Origin of the sequence: Aeromonas sp. 604282 (assembly GCF_049170575.1) — a bacterium.
Taxonomy (GTDB): domain Bacteria; phylum Pseudomonadota; class Gammaproteobacteria; order Enterobacterales; family Aeromonadaceae; genus Aeromonas; species Aeromonas veronii_A.
This window is the reverse complement of record NZ_JAAKMV010000004.1, coordinates 239,674-256,915: the sequence shown is the minus strand read 5'-3', so window position 1 is coordinate 256,915 and position 17,242 is coordinate 239,674. Positions and strand designations below refer to the sequence as shown.

Here is a 17,242-nt window from a genome sequence, read left to right as displayed (position 1 = left end):
GATGCAAAAGGGTATAACTGTCAGCTATTGTTGTGCGCAATAAAATGAGTGCAACCTCTTTTTACGCGTTTCGTGGAGTGTGAGACATGTTGTCTGAAGAGCAACGCCGGGCCCCCTCAACGATGTCGGCTCACATGGATCTTGCTCGCCGGCAGGCTATCAGTCGCGGCATGGTCTGGTTCTGGCTGTTGAACTGGCTGGTGGTGCTGTTTCTTGCGATACGCTACCAGGTCTACAGTCAGGCGGGCCTGGCCAGTGATGGTGCTCTACCATGGCGTTTTCAGAGTGAGTTGGGTTTTGTCATGGTAGTGCTACTGCTACTGCCGGTTGCAGCCCTGCTCTGCAACCATATGCAGGATCGAGTCTGGCTATGGTGCGCACTGGTCGTAATGTTGGTCTGGGGGGGCGTCTGGACGCTGCATATCTTCACCATTGGTGAAGTTGAGCTGCGGGGAGGTGCAAGCTATGCCAACGGGATCATGCGCCTCAATTTACTGGCCGCGCTGATCGCGTTCTATCCCGACCGACGCGTGCTATATGCCTATCTCAGTGTACCGTTGCTATTTGGCGTTGCGCGCTTGTGGTGGCTGGAGGTGGATTTTCCCCAGCTTTATCTGCTTGAAGTGGTATGTACCATCATGGCGCTGGAGGTTGGCCGCCGGATGCTGCATCGCTGGTTTGAGTTGGCCGTAATTCGCGAGCATGACAATCTGGCTCTGTTGCGGCGCCTCGATGCACTGGCCAAGCAGGATCCACTGACCGGTCTTGCCAACCGGCGCCACTTCAGTCAGGAACTCGAACGTTGCAGAGCCCATAGTCAGTCGAGCGGCACTCCGCTTGCCCTTATCCTCATTGATGTGGACTACTTCAAGCGCTTTAACGATCACTATGGCCATCAGGCGGGAGATGTCTGCCTGCGGGAAGTGGCGCAGTTGATGATGCGTGTGGTGCGCAGTGAGGCGGAGCTGGCTGCCCGTTACGGCGGTGAGGAGTTTGTGTTGCTGCTACCCGATGCCGATAGTCAGGGCGCAGCTAAGGTAGCGCAGCGGTTGCAGGATGGGCTGGCTGAAGTGCAGCTTGAGCATCTGGCATCCGACGTCGCCGGTCAGGTGACTATCAGTCAGGGGATCGCAGCACTGGGAAACGGGGAGAGTGGCGAGCAGCTACTGGAGCGGGCCGATCAGGCGCTCTATCGGGCCAAGGAGTTGGGACGCAATCAGTTCTGTGTTGCAGAGTGACTCTGTTCGGCAATCCAGCGGCTGATCCGCTCATCCAGCCAAAACCGTGGCCGCCAGGGCGTGCCGTGCAGAAAGCCGACATGGCCGCCGCGCTGGCTCAGCTCATAGCGCACCGCGGGCGAGAGTTGCTCCGGCCGTGGAATGACTGCGTGTGACATAAAAGGGTCGTCGGCGGCGTGGATGACCAGGGTCGGGATCGGGATCTGGCGCAGCAGGGGAAGGCCGGAGCAGCTCTGGTAGTAGTGGGTTGCACTGTGAAAGCCGTGCAGTGGCGCGGTGACCAGCTCGTCAAAATCACGCAGGGTGGCAATCTGCTCCACTTGCCGGGGTTGCCAGCGTTCACTCGCTTTCTGCTGCTGGCTGATTTTGTTGAGCAGATTGCGGCGCATGGTACGCAGCAGATAGTTCTGGTAGACCTTCGAGAAGCCCTGATTGACCCGCTCGGCGCAGCTCGCCAGTTGCAGCGGGGCCGAGACCACCACCGCCGCTTTCAATGCCGCAGGACAGGCCCGTGCCAGCAGATTGACCAGCATATTGCCACCCAGTGAAAAGCCGATGGCGATCAGCGGTTTGCCCGGGAAGCGCTGGCTCAGCTCGGCAATCAGCTCCTGCGCATCACCGATGGCGCCGGAGTGATAGGCTTGCAGGTGGCGATTGGGCTCGCCACTGCAACCGCGAAAGTGCATCAGCACAGCCTCTCTGCCTTCTTGCTGCAGGTGGGCGAACAATCCCTTGGCATAGTGGGAGTGAATGCTCCCCTCCAGCCCGTGAAACACCACTACCAGCGGCCGTTCATCAAGGCTGACTTCCCCGCTCCAGGCGAGGTCGACAAAGTCCCCGTCCTGCAGTTCAAAACGCTCCGCCACAAAACGGGCAGGGGGGCGGCGCAGCCATTTGGGCAATATGGTCTGCAGATGAGGATTGCGGGCCCACCAGGGGGCGTGGAAGTGGCTCTCGGTCAGCATGGGGTCAGCCGGTCAGTGTCGAAGATAAGGAGGACGGGAGGAGTGACCTCCCGCCAGTCATTGGTTTATTTCAGCAGGCGATCGTGATGTTCGGCGCCGCGCAGCATGGCCTGGATCAGCTCGTTGGCCTCGAACTTGGTCAGCGCCTCATGAGCCCCCACCTGATGGGCACGCTCCACACTGATCTCGCTGGAGAGCGAGGTGTGGAGGATGATGTAGGCTCCCGCCAGTTTGCTGTCGCTCTGTACCTCGAATGCCAGCTCGTAGCCATCAAGCCCCGGCATCTCGATATCGCTCACCAGAATGTCGATAGGGGTCTTCTGGCTGGCCCGTTGCTGCATCAGGGTCAGTGCATCCTTGCCATTGGTACAGACCTCATAAGGAATATTGATGTAGTCCAGCGCTGCCATCAGCTGACGGCGGGCAACCGAGGAGTCATCAACCAGCAGGATCCGCATCGGCTTGATCCGCTCCCGCTGCACATCGGTCAGTACCGGATAGAGGTGGCTCGGATCGTCCGGATAGACCCGGGAGAGGATCAGCTCCACGTCCAGCAACTGGATCAGCTGGTCATTGACCCGGGTTACACCGGTTACGAAGACATTGTGGCCGAGGGCGGCGGGAGGTGATTCGATATCGCGCCAGTTGCACTCGGTGATCTTGTCGATACCCCGTACCAGAAAGCCCACCAGGGTACGGCGGCAGTCGGTGATGATGATGAAGCAATGGGGCATCTCCTCCTTGCTGATGGGGCGATAACCCACCGCCATTGCCATGTCGATCACCGGAATGGTGGAACCGCGCATGTTGGCGGCCCCCAACACGGTCGGATGCGAGTGTGGCATGGCGGTCAGCTGGGTGTAAGGGACTATCTCCTTCACCTTGAGAGTACCGATGGCAAAGGATTGCTGGGCCGAAAGGTGAAACAGCAACATGCCTTGGGATTGATTGGCTTTGCTCGTCATGGCAGATGTCCTGTTGGTCGAAACGTTGGCAGTCACTTCAGGTCTCTAGCATAAAGGATTACGGTGGGGATGGCCCTTCCTTGTTAACGACCATCTGGCAAAAAACTGGACTCGTTCAGCCAATTTAGTTGGCGCATTCACACCGGCATCCGGTTATTGATCACCATCTTCGCCAACTCCCCACTGCTGGCAGGCTGCTTGCAATGAGGCCTCATCGGCATAACCCAGCTTGCTGGCCACCTGCGCGGGTTTGCTGCCGCCCTTGAGCAATCTGAGCGCCTGTAGAAGTTGCCACTGTTGTTGCAATTTACTCCCTTCCATCGGCGCATCGGCTTGTTGTGCCCACTGTTGCAGAGACTCCGGCTGGCCATTGGCCAGCGCTTGCCAGCAAGCTTGCAGCTCACCATAACCCTGCTGGCTGATGGCGCACTGTTGCAGCTCATCCAGGATCACCTGCAGTCGCTGACCGTAGGCCCCTTGCCACTCTTTCGGACGTTGCCACCGGGCTAGCGAGTCGAGCAGGGCATCGAGCAGCGGGGTCGTCTGCAGCCAGCCTGCCTGCTGCGGCTGAGCCACGCGCAAAGAGACATTCAGCTGATCGTACTCGCAACCGCTGAGGGGGCTGAAGGCGGCGAGGGCATCGGCGCAGAGCCAGAAGCTGCTGCCTGCCGGCAGCAATAGCTCATGTTGGCCCAGTCTCAGCAGCGCGGCGCCCCGGGTGATCCGCAACAGCTGCCCGACCGGAGTTCGTTTGCGGTTGCCGGCGTGCAGGCCCTGGCAGGAAAAATGGTGATACTCGATGGCGTGATGCATGTAAAAACCCTGATATGATGCTGCCTGGAGGTAACAAATATGGAAACCAGACGTAAAAAACGCTTCATTGCCGGTGCAGTCTGCCCGGCGTGCGGCAAGTTGGACAACATGATGCTGTATCTGGAGCATGGAGTCGAGAAGGTGACCTGCGTCGCCTGTGGCGATACCCAGGTACAAACGCCTGCCGAGGTCGACAAGCAGACTCGCGAGGCGGAAGAGGTGATCGGGGTGTTTCGCCCCTGATAAGGGAACGGCGGGTGGAATGAGGGTCTCCTTGCTGACGCTGTTGCCGTTTTTTTCGTCACTCAGTGGCGCCGCACGGCATATGCGCGGCCCGCTTTTTAGGGTATTCTGAGCCCGTTTTTTTCTATCCGCAGGATCCTGACATGAAAGTAGCTCCTCTGAGCGTGGTTACGCTGGAATACACAGTCACCGACGAGCACGGTGAAGTCATCGACAGCACTGTCGGCAAAGAGCCGCTGGTCTATCTGCACGGCACCCGTTACCTGGTCTCAGGCCTGGAAGCCGAGCTGGAAGGTCGCGCGGTAGGTGAAGCCTTCGAAGTGACTCTGGCACCGAGCCAGGCCTACGGCGAATATGACGAGACACTGGTACAAGAAGTACCGGGCGAGCTGTTCGATGGCATGGAAGTCTCCGAAGGGGATACTTTTGTGGCTGAAACCGACGATGGCCACCGTCCGGTGACCGTGGTTGAAGTGTCCGAAGAGTTCGTCAAAGTGGATGGCAACCATCCGCTGGCTGGTGTGACTCTGGGCTTCAAGGTCGAGATCAAGGACGTGCGTGCTGCCACTGCCGAAGAGCTGGCTCACGGCCACGTTCACGGTGCCGGTGGTTGCGGTCACGATCACGGTCATGACCACGATCACGGCGGCTGCTGTGGTGGTCATGGTCACGACCATGATGAGGATCACGGCCAGGGCGGTTGCTGCGGCGGTGCTGGCCACGGTCACGATCATGGCCACGACCACGGTGATGACCATGGTCACGGCGGTTGCTGCGGTGGTGGCGGTTGTGGTGGCAAGGGTCATCACCACTGATCACGGCCAGGCCGATGATAAAAAACCCGCGATAATCGCGGGTTTTTTATTGGCTGACAGTGGTGCCAAGCCATGTCGCCAGACCAGAGATAGCGCCGGTTCAGTAGTGCGGCGGAGGGGTCTCTTCGGCCATGCTGGCAATCTGGCTGGGTTGTACGCTTTGCAGTTTGTCGATCAGCAGCTGGATCTGGTATTTGAGTCGATCGAGTTCACGGCCCTGGGTGGTTACCTCGTCGTTGAGCTGCTCTATGGTGTACTCCGCATAGGCGAGACGGGTTTCCAGGGTTTCGATGCGATCGTTAAGTTGCTGACTCATGGGCCTTCGGGTCCTTACTTGATTGTCCAGATTTCGGCCAGACCACTGGAGCTGGCACTGACAAGGTGGCTATTGTCGCGCAAAGCGACGCCGTAGACTACTGCGCTGGGCGGTTTCACCTTGGGTTGCGGCGAGACGCGCCAGCTCTGCAGCAGGGCACCATCGCTCACTTGCCACAGGGAGAGCTGACGGGAAGGGGCGCCGGTAATGAGCCACTTGCCATCGTTGGCAAAGCGGGCGCTGGTGTAAACCTCGAAGCGGTGATCATATTGCAGCTGACTCACCTCCTTGCCGGTTTTCAGATCCCAGATGCTGGCCCGGCTGCTGTCGGCGGTGAAGGCGTAGCGGCCGCTCGGCTCCAGTCTGGCCATGATCACCCGGCCACCATGGTTGAAGCGCCAGATCACCTGCCCGCTACGGGTATCCCACAGATAGGCGCTATAGTCGTTGCCGCCGGTCAGGGCATAGCGACCGTTAGCGGAGAGATCCACCGTATTGACCTGCTCGGTGTGTCCCAGAAACTGCAGGCGACGACCGCTTCGGGTATCGAGCCACTCAGCTTTGCCATCTTCCCGCCCGATCAGCACATAACGACCGTCGGCAGAGAGCGCGATGTCCCTCAGCCTGGATTCAGGAAGTGAGTAGTAGCCTTGTGATTGCCCGTCGCTCAGCCGCCAGGTTGCAAAGGTATCGGGGGTGGCGGTGACGGCATGGCTGTTGCCTTCGGAAAAACGGGTAATGAATACCAGATCATCCGCCGAGTCGGATTGCTTCCAGCGCCAGCGTTGACGGTTCTGTTCCAGATCCCAGACGATGATGCCCTGGCTGATGCTGGAGACGATGGCCTGCTTGCCATCACTGGAGAGATCTGCGGTCAGCAGACCCGTGCTGGCGAGGGTCATTTGCTGGTTGGGTTGGGAGCTCTGCTCGCAACCGGTGAGCATTAAACAGAGGCTCACCAGATAAATGGCACTTTTTATCATTTTTGCGGTCTCACGCTTTTGTTACCTGCGATCACGGCGTTAGTATAAGGCGCTTATCACGATAAACCTCTCATTTCACGATGGAACCGAGAGCGGTATTTGGAGTTTGGAGAAACTGATGAACAAATTTCTGAAGGTGTCCCTGTTGGCGGCGGCGGTTGCCGTCGGTCTGACTGCTTGCCAAAAAGACGAGAAGCCTGCTGCGGCCAATACCGCCGAAGTGAAGGCAGAAGCCAGCAAGCCGGCAGAGGCGACCAAGGCCGAAGCCAAGAGCTTTGAAGAGCAATCTGGCTACGCAATTGGCCTCTCCATGGGTCGTTACATCGCCAATACCCTGGAGCGTCAGCAGGAACTGGGCATCAAACTGGACAACGCCGTGATCCTGAAAGGGGTGACCGACGGTCTGGGCAAAGAAGCCAAGATGACTGATGAAGAGATCCAGAAGGTACTGCAGGATTACGATGCCAAGATCAACGAGCTGACCAAGGCCAAGGCCGAGAAAGACGCCGTTGAGAATCTGAAGAAGGGTGAAGAGTTCCTGGCTGCAAACGCCAAGAAAGAGGGTGTGAAGAGCACTGAATCCGGCCTGCAATACGTGGTCGAGAAGATGGGCACTGGTGCCAAGCCGAAATCTACCGACATCGTCAAGGTGCACTACACCGGTACCCTGACCGACGGCACCAAGTTCGACAGCTCCGTCGATCGCGGCGAGCCGGCTACCTTCCCGCTCAACCAGGTTATCCCGGGTTGGACTGAAGGCGTACAGCTGATGCCGGTTGGCTCCAAGTTCAAGTTCTTCCTGCCGTCCAAGCTGGCCTATGGCGAGCACGGTGCAGGCTCCATCCCGGCGAACGCCGTGCTGGTGTTTGACGTTGAGCTGCTGGCTATCGAGAAGCCGACTGCTGATGACGCCAAGAAGTAATCCCTTCTTGTAGTTAAAAACGGCTCCTTAAGGAGCCGTTTTTACTTGTGTATTCCCTGCAATCGCGGGATAACAGAGTTGTCTTGGCGTTGGGTTTGCGCGCGAAAATAAGGCAAAATAGATCGCAGAATCAAATACAAGGATGAGTCCAGTGGCTGAAAATAAATCGCGTGTCCTACTGGTGGAAGATACCCGTAGTCTGGCGGTGGTCTATGAACAGTACCTGCGCCAGGAGGGGTATGAGGTGGTGCTGGCCGATTGTGGTCAACAAGCGTTGGCGCAGTTGCTGGCAAGTCCTCCCCCCGTGGTGCTGCTGGATCTGGAGCTGCCGGATATGTCCGGTATGGATATTCTGCAAATGATCACCGAACAGCAATTGCCCTGCTCGGTGGTGGTGATCACCGCCCACGGCTCGGTGGATGTGGCGGTGGAGGCGATGCGCCTCGGTGCCTTCGATTTTCTGACCAAGCCGTTTGACAGCAAGCGGCTCTGCGCCACCGTCCGCAATGCCCTGAAACACCAGCAGTTGAGCTCGCTGGTTGCCCACTATCGGGAGAACTTCGAGCGCAGCTCCTTCTTCGGTTTTATCGGTGCCTCCATGGCGATGCAGGCGGTCTATCGCATCATCGAGAGCGCGGCGCCCAGCAAGGCGACCGTCTTTATCACTGGCGAGAGCGGCACCGGCAAAGAGGTGTGTGCCGAGGCGATTCACCAGTGCAGTCCCCGCAGCGAGCAGCCCTTTATTGCCCTCAACTGCGCCGCCATTCCCCACGATTTGATGGAGAGCGAGATCTTCGGTCATGTGAAGGGCTCTTTTACCGGCGCCCAGGGGGATCGCAAGGGGGCAGCCAGTCTGGCTGATGGCGGTACCCTGTTTCTCGACGAGATCTGCGAGATGGACCTGGATCTGCAGAGCAAGTTGCTGCGCTTCATCCAGACCGGCACAGTGCAGCGGGTCGGCAGCGGCAAGCTCGAGACGGTGGATGTGCGCTTTATCTGCGCCACCAACCGGGATCCGCTGGTGGAGGTGAAAGCGGGTCGTTTTCGCGAGGATCTCTACTATCGGCTCCACGTAATTCCGCTTACCCTGCCGCCACTGCGGGAGCGGGGTGAGGATATCCTGCTGCTGGCGCGCACCCTGCTGCAAAGCTACGCCAAGGAGGAGAACAAACGCTTCAAGGATTTCGATGTCGAGGCGGCGCGAGTGCTGCTTGACTACCCCTGGCCTGGCAACGTACGCGAGCTGCAAAACGTGGTGCGCAATATCGTGGTGCTCAATGACAAGGAGCTGGTGAGCCCGGATATTCTGCCGCCACCGCTCAATGGGGTGCGCCCCCAACTACCGGCTGCGATTGCGGCAGCGGTGGCATCGGCTCCGGCAGCCACCGGCGTGGCCAACGGGCCAATTCGTCCGCTCTGGTTGGTGGAGAAAGAGGTGATCGAACAGGCCATCGCCAGCTGTGACGGCAACATTCCCAAGGCGGCGGCCCTGCTCGAGATCAGCCCCTCTACCATTTACCGTAAAAAGCAGGGGTGGGAGGAGTCCAATCGGGCCTGAACCATCTTGCCAGCAGAAAGGGCGGCTAGCGTGCCGCCCTTGCTATTTTGGGGATCAGAGTTTGGCGAGGCGCTTGAGGCGGGCCAGTCGCTCCCCCTCGTTGGCGCTGAACCAGCGGTCCTGTGACAGCAGAAACCAGGCGCGGGAGAAGTATTCCGCGGCCAGCGGATCGTCCAGCACCAAGGCATTCTCCCCCAGCTCCTCGAACAGATAACCATCCTCAGGTTCGCCAGCCTCGGCCATATCGGCCTTGAGCTGGTGCAGCTCTGCCAGCGCCTGCTGGTGCTGACCCTGGGCCCGAGTCAGGCGAGCCAGACTCCAGCGGGCGATAAACACCTTGGCCGGCTGGTTATGTTGCAGATGCCAGGCCAGGCACTTCTGTTGCTGGATTTTCGCCTCCTCGAAGCGGCCCAGTTCGAACAGGGTCCAGCCCTGATTGTTGTAAAGGGGGGCCAGCCAGCCGCGCACCTTCTCGTCACTGCTGCGTTCCGCCAGCTCCATCGCCAGTTGATGCCAGCGGCTCTGCTCTTCCAGCGGTGCGGCGATGGCGATCATGTGGGCGGCGTCGATAGCAAGATAGGTCTCCTTCTCCTTGAGCCCCCATTGCCAAGCTTGTTCAAACAGCGGTTTGGCACTGGCTTTGTCGCCCGCCGAGTTAAAGGTGCGGCCTCGCTCCAGCAGGGCCCGGATCCGTGCTCTGGGGGTTTGATCGGTGAGGCGAGGCTCTATCTCGTCGAGTTGCTGGTGGGCTTCGGCAAACTGGCGCTGCAGCGAATGGGTACGGGCAATTTGGGTCAGCAACTCCAGTTCGAGTTGCAGGTCGGCGGCGGCGCGCGCTTCGGGAAGAAGGGTATGAAAACGCAGGGCGCTGGCGGCGGGATCCTGATAATCCCACAGCGCCATGAAATCGGGCGGATTGTCCATCTGGCCTCCTTGCTGGTTATCCTGTCACCAAGATGCCTGCCGGCCATTATTTGTACAAGGGGCGCCCGTCACAGAGCGCCCCTTGAGTCATGTTAACGGCTGTGGCCAGTTGGTCAGTAGACCATGGCCAGGCTCATCAGCATCAGACCGAGGGCGGCAAAGGCCCCCTCCTTGATGGCGAGCCGTGGCACCAGCGCCTTGGGCAGGGCCGGAAACAGGCTCAGGGCAAAGCCAAGGCCCGGCATCAACCAGTGGAATGCCGGATCGCGCAGGGCGGGATCGGCGGCTCCATTGATGATGATCAGCAAAATAAACAGGGTGAAGGCCGGCAGGATAAACCAGCGTACCCCACCGGCGGCGACCGCCCGCAGCGGCGAAATGCGATAGAGCAGCATGGTCACAAGAAACAGAACAAAAGGGGCCAGCAGATAGAGCGGAGCGGGGTTCATAACATCTTTCCTGAAAACTGATCGTCAAAAAACCGGTTGTCCGGTGCAAGAGGCGCGGGATTTAACCACTCTTCGCAGGTAATCACCAGCAGCCCGGGCCCGGGCTGTGAAGAGGATCCCGGATAAAGGTTTGCTAGCACGTCTTAGTGCAACCAGAACCAGGCTGCTGCAAATCCCAACCAGCTCAGCACCAGCAAGATCCAGGGAAGGGGATGCTGATGGCTTACTTCAACCAGTTCAAGCTGATCGTCTTGCTCTTCGGTTTGTGGCGCGTCCTGTGGTTGCCTGGCTTTGGCCTGCATTTTTTTCTGGCGGCTCGCTTCGCGGGCCCGCGCCTTCATCTGCTTCTTGTATTCGTCGATGCCTTTCTGGATCCCTTGCGCAATAAGCTGGGTCTGCTCTTTGGTCTGCCCCGGCTTCTGGTTGGCACGGGCAATTTTCATCGCCTCCTGCTGGGTCTCGGGGGAAATCTTGTCGTACTTGGCCATCAACTCTCTCCTCGGGCATGGTTGGCTGGGGAGTATGCCATAAAGGGGCGTATACGTGGCGCCACCTTGATAACAAGGCGTTGCAAGTGAGTGACATCTCAACGAAAAACTCTAGAAATCAATAAGAAGCTCTATGTTGGGGTGAAGATCACAATTAACGGAATTTGTGAGTCATCGATGAAAAACGGTCATCTGTTGTTTGTTATATTGGCGCCCGACCGGCTGGATAAGGTCATTAAATAACAAAACAATCAAGGTGATATGGATATGAATAATAACTTCATCAAAGGCGGCGTGGCACTGGCCGTGCTTGCTGCACTGACTGGCTGTAATACCTCGAGCAATGACACCGTTGCACCCTGCACCGAAAATGTCTGCAAACTGACCATCCTGCACACCAACGATACCCACGGCCGTTTCTGGCACAACGCCGAAAATGAGTATGGTATGGCTGCCCAGAAGACTCTGGTCGAGCAGCTGCGTAGCGAGGCCAAGGCTGCTGGCAGCGAGGTGTTGGTGCTCTCCGGTGGTGACGTGAATACCGGGGTGCCGGAGTCCGATCTGCAGGATGCCGAGCCTGACTTCGTCGGCATGAACAGCATTCGCTACGATGCGATGGCGGTGGGCAACCATGAATTCGACAACCCCCTCAGCGTGCTGGAAAAGCAGCGTAAGTGGGCTCAGTTCCCCATGCTCTCGGCCAACATCTATGACAAGGCCAGCGGTAAACACTACTTTGACCCCTACAAGGTGTTCAAGCTGGAGAGCGGCCTCAAGGTCGCCGTGCTGGGCCTGACTACCGAGGATACCGCCCAGCTGGTGGATCCCAACAACGTGCAGACCCTGGAGTTCCGTGATCCGACCAGCGAGGCGGCCAAGCTGGGCAAACAGATCCGTGACAACAAGGAGGCCAATCTGGTCTTTGCCATCACCCACATGGGCCACTATGCCGATGGTCAGCACGGTAGCAACGCGCCGGGCGATGTAGAGATGGCTCGTGCGCTGCCGGCAGGGACTCTGGATGCCATCATTGGTGGCCACTCCCAGAATCCGGTCTGTATGGAACCGGGCACCACCAACAAGTACGCCAATTTCAAACCGGGTGATAACTGCCAGCCAGATCAGCAAAACGGTACCTGGATCATGCAGGCTCACGAGTGGGGCAAGTATGTGGGCCGCGCCCAGTTTGACTACCAGAATGGCAAGCTGACCCTGACCAGCTATGACCTGATCCCGGTCAACCTGATCAAGCGCAACGCCAAGGGCGAGGCGATCGATGCCAACGGTGCCGTGACCAAGGACCCGGCCAACATGGTGTTGATCCAGGATGAGATCACCAAGGACCCCGAGCTGTATAACACCCTGCTGGGTTATCAGGAGAAAGGTCAGCAAGAGCTGAATGTCGTCATTGGCTCGGCAGATGGCTTGCTGGTTGGTGATCGCAACTCGGTTCGCAACAAGCAGACCAACCTGGGTCGTCTCATCACCACGGCGACCAGCAGCAAGCTGGGGGTCGACTTTGGTATCGTCAATTCAGGTGGTGTGCGTGACAGCATCCCGGCCGGTGATATCACCTACCGCAGCGTGCTGCTGGTGCACCCGTTTGGCAACACGGTCAACAAGGCGGCCATGAAGGGGAGTGATCTGGCGACCTATCTGGGCCAGGTGGCAACCAAGACCCGCAATACCGGTGGTTATGCCCAGTTTGGCGGTATCAACATGGCGGTGGATTGCCAAGCCAAGAGCGTCAATATCACCAGTATCGGTGGCAAGGCGTTTGATCCGGCAGCAACCTACAGCTTCGCGATCCCGAGCTTCAGCGCCTCCGGTGGTGACGGCTATCCGAAGATCGATACCATCAATGCCGGGTTGGTCGATGCTGCCGTGCTGAAAGAGTTCATCGAAATCAAGAAGACCATCAACGTGGCCGATTATCAGCCAGGCAATGAGGTGAGCTATCTGAACTCAACGTCTACCGAAGGGTGTAACTGATTCGTCAGCGGGGCGCATAGCCCCAGATGTGATCCGAAAGGGCAGCCGGTGGCTGCCCTTTGTCGTTGTTTGGGTGGCGGTTACAACTCTTCAATCATCAATGACGATAGCCACCGCCTGTATGAGGTCAGGTGAGGGGATGAAATGAAAAGAGGCAGCCCGTGGGCCGCCTCTTGCGTAGTGACAATCTAAACCTTACAGCTGCTCGATCCCGACGATATGCCAAGGGGCATTGTTCTTGGCCAGATCGCGTTCGAGGTGCCACACCTCTTTGATGTCTTCTTCGACCTGCTCCTGACGGTCCATGTAGCGGCCGCTGAAGCGCACGCTCACCTGGGCCCAGTCGCTGCCATAGTCAGCACGTACCAGCTGGGTATCGACGTACATCACTTCTGTGTGCTGGTCGCCAGTCAGTTCGGCGCGCTCGGCTTTGAGCTGCTCAAACAGCTCGGGGCTGACGTACTCGCGCACCTTTTCCAGATCGTTCTTGTTCCACGCCTCTTGCAGGGTGCGATAGTGATCGCGGGCACCGGCCAGGAAGCTGTTCATGTCAAAGCCCGGCGGCAGGCGGAACGGCACGTCGCTGTCGGCAAAGCCGGTGGCTTGCGGTGCGCTGTTGCTCTGCTCAAACTGCTGCGGGGCAGCAGATTGCGGCGGCTGATAGCCCGCATAGGCCGCCTGTTGTGGCTGTGGCGTCGCGACCTTGCCCTTGCGCAGGGTACGGATCAGGAAGACGGCACCCAGCGCCAGCAGGGCGATCAGCAGGAAGTCCATTCCTTGCAGACCTTCAAAGGCACCGCTGCCCAGCAGGTAGGCAAACAGGCCACCGGCCAGCAGGCCGCCCAGCAGGCCGCCCATCATGCCGCTCTTTTTCGGCGGAGTCTGGGCATTCAGTGTCGGATTCTTGTTGTCGACCGGTTTGGCCGCAGGCTGGGCCGGCGCAGTTTTGTAACTTTTACCAAAGGATTTGCCGCCGCCAAACTTCTTGGCTTCGGCGTGAGGTGCCCCCAGGCCAATGGCCAGGATCACGGCAAACAGGGTCAGCATCTTTTTCATTTTGACTCTTTTCACTCTCGTCTGTGGGTGGGGCATGCTCCGCTTTGGCAAGCTCAGCAAGGCGCATGGCAGGCTGCCTGTCCCTAATTGTGTCGCAGCTTGTATTCATCAATATCACCTCTGGCATGAATTATTCATGAACGAGGTTGTCGCGATGCGGCGTCAAACAAGAGGAGTAAACCGGATGAAAAGCAGAAGATTGAGTCGCAAGGAGCGCAAAATGCGAAGCAAAATCAAAATGGTCAAGGTAGAGCAGACTCTGGTTTGGCCCTTTATGATGGTATGAGCCGCCAGATAGGGCTCGCCGTAGTTGGCTTTCTTTTGTAAAATTCCCGTCCCCTTCCCGCTGCGGTTTTTATGTGCATGGCAGAGCAAGTGACGGCGAAAAAAGACGCCAAGACACAACAGCTGAAAGTTCCTCCCCACTCTTTTGAGGCCGAACAGTCCGTACTGGGCGGCCTGATGCTGGATAACGATGCCTGGGATCGGGTTGCCGAACGGGTGATCGATCAGGATTTCTACAGCCGTCCGCACCGGTTGATCTTCCAGGCCATGACCCGCCTCTCCAACGCGGGCAACCCCATTGACCTCATCACCCTGCAGGAGGAGCTGGAACGCTCCGAACAGTTGGAAGAGGCGGGTGGCTTCGCCTATCTGGTGGAGATCGCCAAGAACACCCCGAGTGCCGCCAACATCAACGCCTACGCCGAAATCGTGCGCGAGCGGGCGGTGGTGCGGGAGATGATCTCGGTCGCCAACGAGATAGTCGAAGCGGGCTATGAGCCACAGGGCCGCACCTCCGGCGATCTGCTCGACCTGGCCGAGAGCAAGGTATTCAAAATTGCCGAGCAGCGCACCAGCGCCAACGAGGGGCCTCAGCCCCTGAAGCTGATCCTCGAGCAGACTGTCGACAAGATTGAAGAGCTGTTCAAGACCCCCCACAACGGGGTGACCGGGGTATCGAGCGGTTACAACGATCTCGACAAGATGACCGCCGGTTTGCAGCGTTCGGACTTGATCATCGTGGCGGCCCGTCCCTCCATGGGCAAGACCACCTTTGCCATGAATCTGTGCGAGCATGCGGCCCTCACTGCCGACAAGCCGGTGCTTATCTTCTCGCTGGAGATGCCCTCCGAGCAGATCATCATGCGTATGCTCGCCTCGGTCGGTCGCATCGATCAGACCAAGGTACGTACCGGTCAGCTCGATGACGAGGATTGGGCGCGCCTCTCCTCCACCATGGGATTGCTGCTGGAGAAGGGCAAGATGTATATCGATGACGCCTCCGGCCTCACTCCGACCGATGTGCGCTCCCGTGCCCGTCGGGTGGCACGCGAGCACGGTGGCCTATCCATGATCATGGTGGATTACCTGCAGCTGATGCGGGTGCCGGCGCTCTCCGATAACCGTACCCTGGAGATCGGCGAGATATCCCGCTCCCTCAAGGCGCTGGCGAAAGAGCTGCAGTGCCCGGTGGTGGCGCTCTCCCAGCTGAACCGAAGCCTGGAACAGCGGGCCGACAAGCGCCCGGTCAACTCGGACCTTCGTGAATCGGGCTCCATCGAGCAGGATGCGGATTTGATCATGTTTATCTATCGTGATGAGGTTTATCACGATGACAGCCCGGACAAGGGGATTGCCGAGATCATTATCGGCAAGCAGCGTAACGGCCCCATCGGCCGGGTGCGTCTCACCTTCCAGGGGCAGTTCTCCCGGTTCGACAACTACGCCGGCCCGGCGTTTGATGACGATTATTGATGTAAACCCAAGGTGATGGTGGTTTTGCCATTACCACAACTACCCTGACCGATAGCCAGTTATTGGCTGCCGCTCAGGGCCTGTTTTCCCGGTTCGACAATTATGCCGGTCCGGCCTTCGACGACGATAAGTGAGTGGCGGTCTTCTGCCCGATGAGGGGGAGACCATTTGTGCCCTCGTAAGGGAAAACCATGAAAGCGGCTACTGCCCAAATCAACACTGCGGCCTTGCGCCACAACCTCGCCGTGGTCAAGCGCCACGCTCCCGCTTGCAAGATCATCGCTGTGGTCAAGGCCAACGCCTATGGCCACGGACTGCTGCCGGTCGCCCGCACCCTGGTGGATGCGGATGCCTATGCGGTGGCCCGTATCGAAGAGGCGCTGATGCTGCGCTCCTGCGCCGTGGTCAAGCCCATCGTGCTGCTGGAGGGCTTCTTCTCCGCCGACGACCTGCCGGTGCTGGCGGCCAACAATCTGCAGACGGCGGTTCACACCTGGGAGCAGCTCGAAGCGCTGGAGCAGGCCGAGCTGCCAGCCCCCGTGGTGGCCTGGCTCAAGCTCGACACCGGCATGCATCGCCTCGGGGTGCGGGCCGACGAGATGCCCGCTTTTATCGAACGACTCGGCAAGTGCAAGAACGTGGTGCAGCCGTTCAACATCATGACCCACTTCAGCCGTTCCGATGAGCTGGAGCAGCCCACTACCCGCGAGCAGATCGACTTGTTCAGCAAGTTGACCGCACCGTTGGCGGGCGAGCGGGCCATGGCCAACTCGGCGGGCATTCTGGCCTGGCCAGACTCCCACTGCGACTGGGTTCGCCCCGGTGTCATCCTCTATGGCGTGTCGCCCTTCCCCAACACGGTAGCGGCCGATTATGGCCTGCAGCCGGTGATGACCTTGAAGACCCAGCTGATTGCGGTGCGGGATCACAAGGCGGGCGAGCCGGTGGGCTATGGCGCCAACTGGGTGTCAGATCGCGATACCCGGCTCGGGGTGATCGCCATCGGCTACGGTGACGGTTATCCGCGCATGGCGCCCAATGGCACATCCGTGCTGATCAACGGCCGCATCGTGCCGCTGGTGGGGCGTGTCTCCATGGATATGAGCACGGTGGATCTTGGGCCCGGCGCCACCGACAAGGCCGGGGACGAGGCGGTGCTGTGGGGCGAGGGGCTACCGGTAGAGCGGGTGGCCGACGAGATTGGCACCATCCCCTACGAGCTCATCACCAAGCTCACCTCCCGCGTCTTTATGGAGTACGTCTGATGTGGCAGCAGTGCCTGCTGACGTTGAAGCCCCGTTCGCGGGGCTTTCATCTGGTGACGGACGAGCTGGTGGCCAAACTGCCGATGCTGGCGGATTACCGGATCGGCATGGCGCACCTGCTGCTGCAACATACCTCCGCCTCGCTCACTCTCAATGAGAACTGCGACCCCAGCGTGCGCAGCGATATGGAGGCTCATCTGCACCGGCTGGCGCCGGAAGATGCCCCCTACTATCGTCACACTTATGAGGGGCCGGATGACATGCCCGCCCATATCAAATCCTCCCTGCTCGGGGTGAGCCTGCTACTGCCGATCCGTGACGGTCAGCTGGCACTTGGCACCTGGCAGGGGATCTGGCTTGGCGAACATCGCGTCGATGGCGGTGCCCGCAAGGTGCTGGTGACCCTGCAGGGTGAGTAATCAGGCTGCAACCAGCTGAAAGATGACGATAAAAAAGAGGGATGGCGCCGAGCCATCCCTCTTTTGTTTTTAC

The 17,242-nt window shown here is 59.0% G+C and carries 18 protein-coding genes; 9 read left to right on the top strand and 9 right to left on the bottom strand.

Features of this window, described 5'->3' with window-relative positions; genetic code table 11:
* The first annotated feature begins 134 nt into the window (after positions 1–134).
* Positions 135–1,238 carry a membrane-associated sensor domain-containing protein gene (locus tag G5367_RS07780; RefSeq protein WP_421244998.1) on the top strand — a complete coding sequence of 368 codons (1,104 nt, stop codon included), beginning with the start codon at positions 135–137 and terminating at the stop codon, positions 1,236–1,238.
* On the opposite strand, the gene G5367_RS07775 is transcribed toward G5367_RS07780, so the two are convergent.
* The 3 genes from G5367_RS07775 to G5367_RS07765 form a co-directional block, all read right to left on the bottom strand.
* Positions 1,217–2,203 carry a hydrolase gene (locus tag G5367_RS07775; protein ID WP_042052794.1) on the bottom strand — a complete coding sequence of 329 codons (987 nt, stop codon included), beginning with the start codon at positions 2,201–2,203 and terminating at the stop codon, positions 1,217–1,219. The two genes, G5367_RS07780 and G5367_RS07775, sit on opposite strands and share 22 nt — an antisense overlap.
* Before the next feature lie 65 nt (positions 2,204–2,268).
* Complete coding sequence (locus tag G5367_RS07770) at positions 2,269–3,168, bottom strand: chemotaxis protein (RefSeq protein ID WP_371178290.1); 900 nt, start codon at positions 3,166–3,168, stop codon at positions 2,269–2,271.
* A gap of 153 nt (positions 3,169–3,321) precedes the next feature.
* Positions 3,322–3,981 carry a hypothetical protein gene (locus tag G5367_RS07765; protein WP_421213097.1) on the bottom strand — a complete coding sequence of 220 codons (660 nt, stop codon included), beginning with the start codon at positions 3,979–3,981 and terminating at the stop codon, positions 3,322–3,324.
* A gap of 39 nt (positions 3,982–4,020) precedes the next feature.
* Between G5367_RS07765 and G5367_RS07760 the strand changes: the two genes are divergently transcribed.
* Both G5367_RS07760 and slyD read left to right on the top strand, forming a co-directional pair.
* A complete protein-coding gene (locus G5367_RS07760; RefSeq protein WP_005335287.1) occupies positions 4,021–4,224 on the top strand; it encodes a YheV family putative zinc ribbon protein in 204 nt (67 codons plus the stop codon).
* A 143-nt stretch (positions 4,225–4,367) separates the two neighbouring features.
* Positions 4,368–5,039 carry a peptidylprolyl isomerase gene (gene slyD, locus G5367_RS07755; RefSeq protein WP_005348264.1) on the top strand — a complete coding sequence of 224 codons (672 nt, stop codon included), beginning with the start codon at positions 4,368–4,370 and terminating at the stop codon, positions 5,037–5,039.
* Between the two features lie 100 nt (positions 5,040–5,139).
* Here slyD and G5367_RS07750 read toward each other — a convergent pair whose 3' ends face one another.
* Positions 5,140–5,355: a SlyX family protein gene (locus G5367_RS07750; protein ID WP_005335285.1), complete on the bottom strand. Its 216-nt coding sequence runs from the start codon at positions 5,353–5,355 to the stop codon at positions 5,140–5,142.
* A 14-nt stretch (positions 5,356–5,369) separates the two neighbouring features.
* Positions 5,370–6,338 carry a vegetatible incompatibility protein HET-E-1 gene (locus tag G5367_RS07745; protein ID WP_043820853.1) on the bottom strand — a complete coding sequence of 323 codons (969 nt, stop codon included), beginning with the start codon at positions 6,336–6,338 and terminating at the stop codon, positions 5,370–5,372.
* Positions 6,339–6,456: 118 nt separating this feature from the next.
* Here G5367_RS07745 and fkpA point away from each other — a divergent pair, with 118 nt between their 5' ends.
* Both fkpA and G5367_RS07735 read left to right on the top strand, forming a co-directional pair.
* Positions 6,457–7,260, top strand: coding sequence for an FKBP-type peptidyl-prolyl cis-trans isomerase (gene fkpA / locus G5367_RS07740; RefSeq protein WP_005335283.1), 804 nt, complete (start codon positions 6,457–6,459; stop codon positions 7,258–7,260).
* 151 nt (positions 7,261–7,411) lie between these two features.
* The gene (locus G5367_RS07735; RefSeq protein WP_076494970.1) at positions 7,412–8,818 is read left to right on the top strand and encodes a sigma-54-dependent transcriptional regulator; all 1,407 of its coding nucleotides are present in this window, start codon (positions 7,412–7,414) and stop codon (positions 8,816–8,818) included.
* A 54-nt stretch (positions 8,819–8,872) separates the two neighbouring features.
* Here G5367_RS07735 and G5367_RS07730 read toward each other — a convergent pair whose 3' ends face one another.
* The 3 genes from G5367_RS07730 to G5367_RS07720 form a co-directional block, all read right to left on the bottom strand.
* Entirely contained in the window at positions 8,873–9,742 is an 870-nt protein-coding gene (locus tag G5367_RS07730) for a hypothetical protein (protein ID WP_181269973.1), read from the bottom strand.
* Between the two features lie 113 nt (positions 9,743–9,855).
* Positions 9,856–10,191: a hypothetical protein gene (locus G5367_RS07725; RefSeq protein WP_005358483.1), complete on the bottom strand. Its 336-nt coding sequence runs from the start codon at positions 10,189–10,191 to the stop codon at positions 9,856–9,858.
* A 143-nt stretch (positions 10,192–10,334) separates the two neighbouring features.
* Complete coding sequence (locus tag G5367_RS07720; protein WP_167556727.1) at positions 10,335–10,679, bottom strand: DUF2956 domain-containing protein; 345 nt, start codon at positions 10,677–10,679, stop codon at positions 10,335–10,337.
* A 267-nt stretch (positions 10,680–10,946) separates the two neighbouring features.
* Between G5367_RS07720 and ushA the strand changes: the two genes are divergently transcribed.
* Positions 10,947–12,671, top strand: a complete 1,725-nt coding sequence (gene ushA, locus G5367_RS07715) for a bifunctional UDP-sugar hydrolase/5'-nucleotidase UshA (protein WP_158114150.1) — start codon at positions 10,947–10,949, stop codon at positions 12,669–12,671.
* 195 nt (positions 12,672–12,866) lie between these two features.
* Here the strand turns inward: ushA and G5367_RS07710 are convergent, their stop codons facing one another.
* The gene (locus G5367_RS07710; RefSeq protein WP_005335275.1) at positions 12,867–13,727 is read right to left on the bottom strand and encodes a Tim44 domain-containing protein; all 861 of its coding nucleotides are present in this window, start codon (positions 13,725–13,727) and stop codon (positions 12,867–12,869) included.
* A 363-nt stretch (positions 13,728–14,090) separates the two neighbouring features.
* On the opposite strand from G5367_RS07710, the gene dnaB reads away from it, so the two are divergent.
* The 3 genes from dnaB to G5367_RS07695 all read left to right on the top strand — a co-directional run bounded on the left by dnaB (position 14,091) and on the right by G5367_RS07695 (position 17,169).
* Entirely contained in the window at positions 14,091–15,485 is a 1,395-nt protein-coding gene (dnaB, locus tag G5367_RS07705; RefSeq protein WP_026035132.1) for a replicative DNA helicase, read from the top strand.
* 191 nt (positions 15,486–15,676) lie between these two features.
* Positions 15,677–16,750 carry an alanine racemase gene (gene alr / locus G5367_RS07700; protein WP_270905333.1) on the top strand — a complete coding sequence of 358 codons (1,074 nt, stop codon included), beginning with the start codon at positions 15,677–15,679 and terminating at the stop codon, positions 16,748–16,750.
* On the top strand, positions 16,750–17,169 hold the full coding sequence (locus G5367_RS07695; protein WP_005362528.1) for a secondary thiamine-phosphate synthase enzyme YjbQ: 420 nt from the start codon (positions 16,750–16,752) through the stop codon (positions 17,167–17,169). The genes alr and G5367_RS07695 overlap by 1 nt, the downstream gene beginning before the upstream one ends.
* Positions 17,170–17,242: the final 73 nt, after the last annotated feature.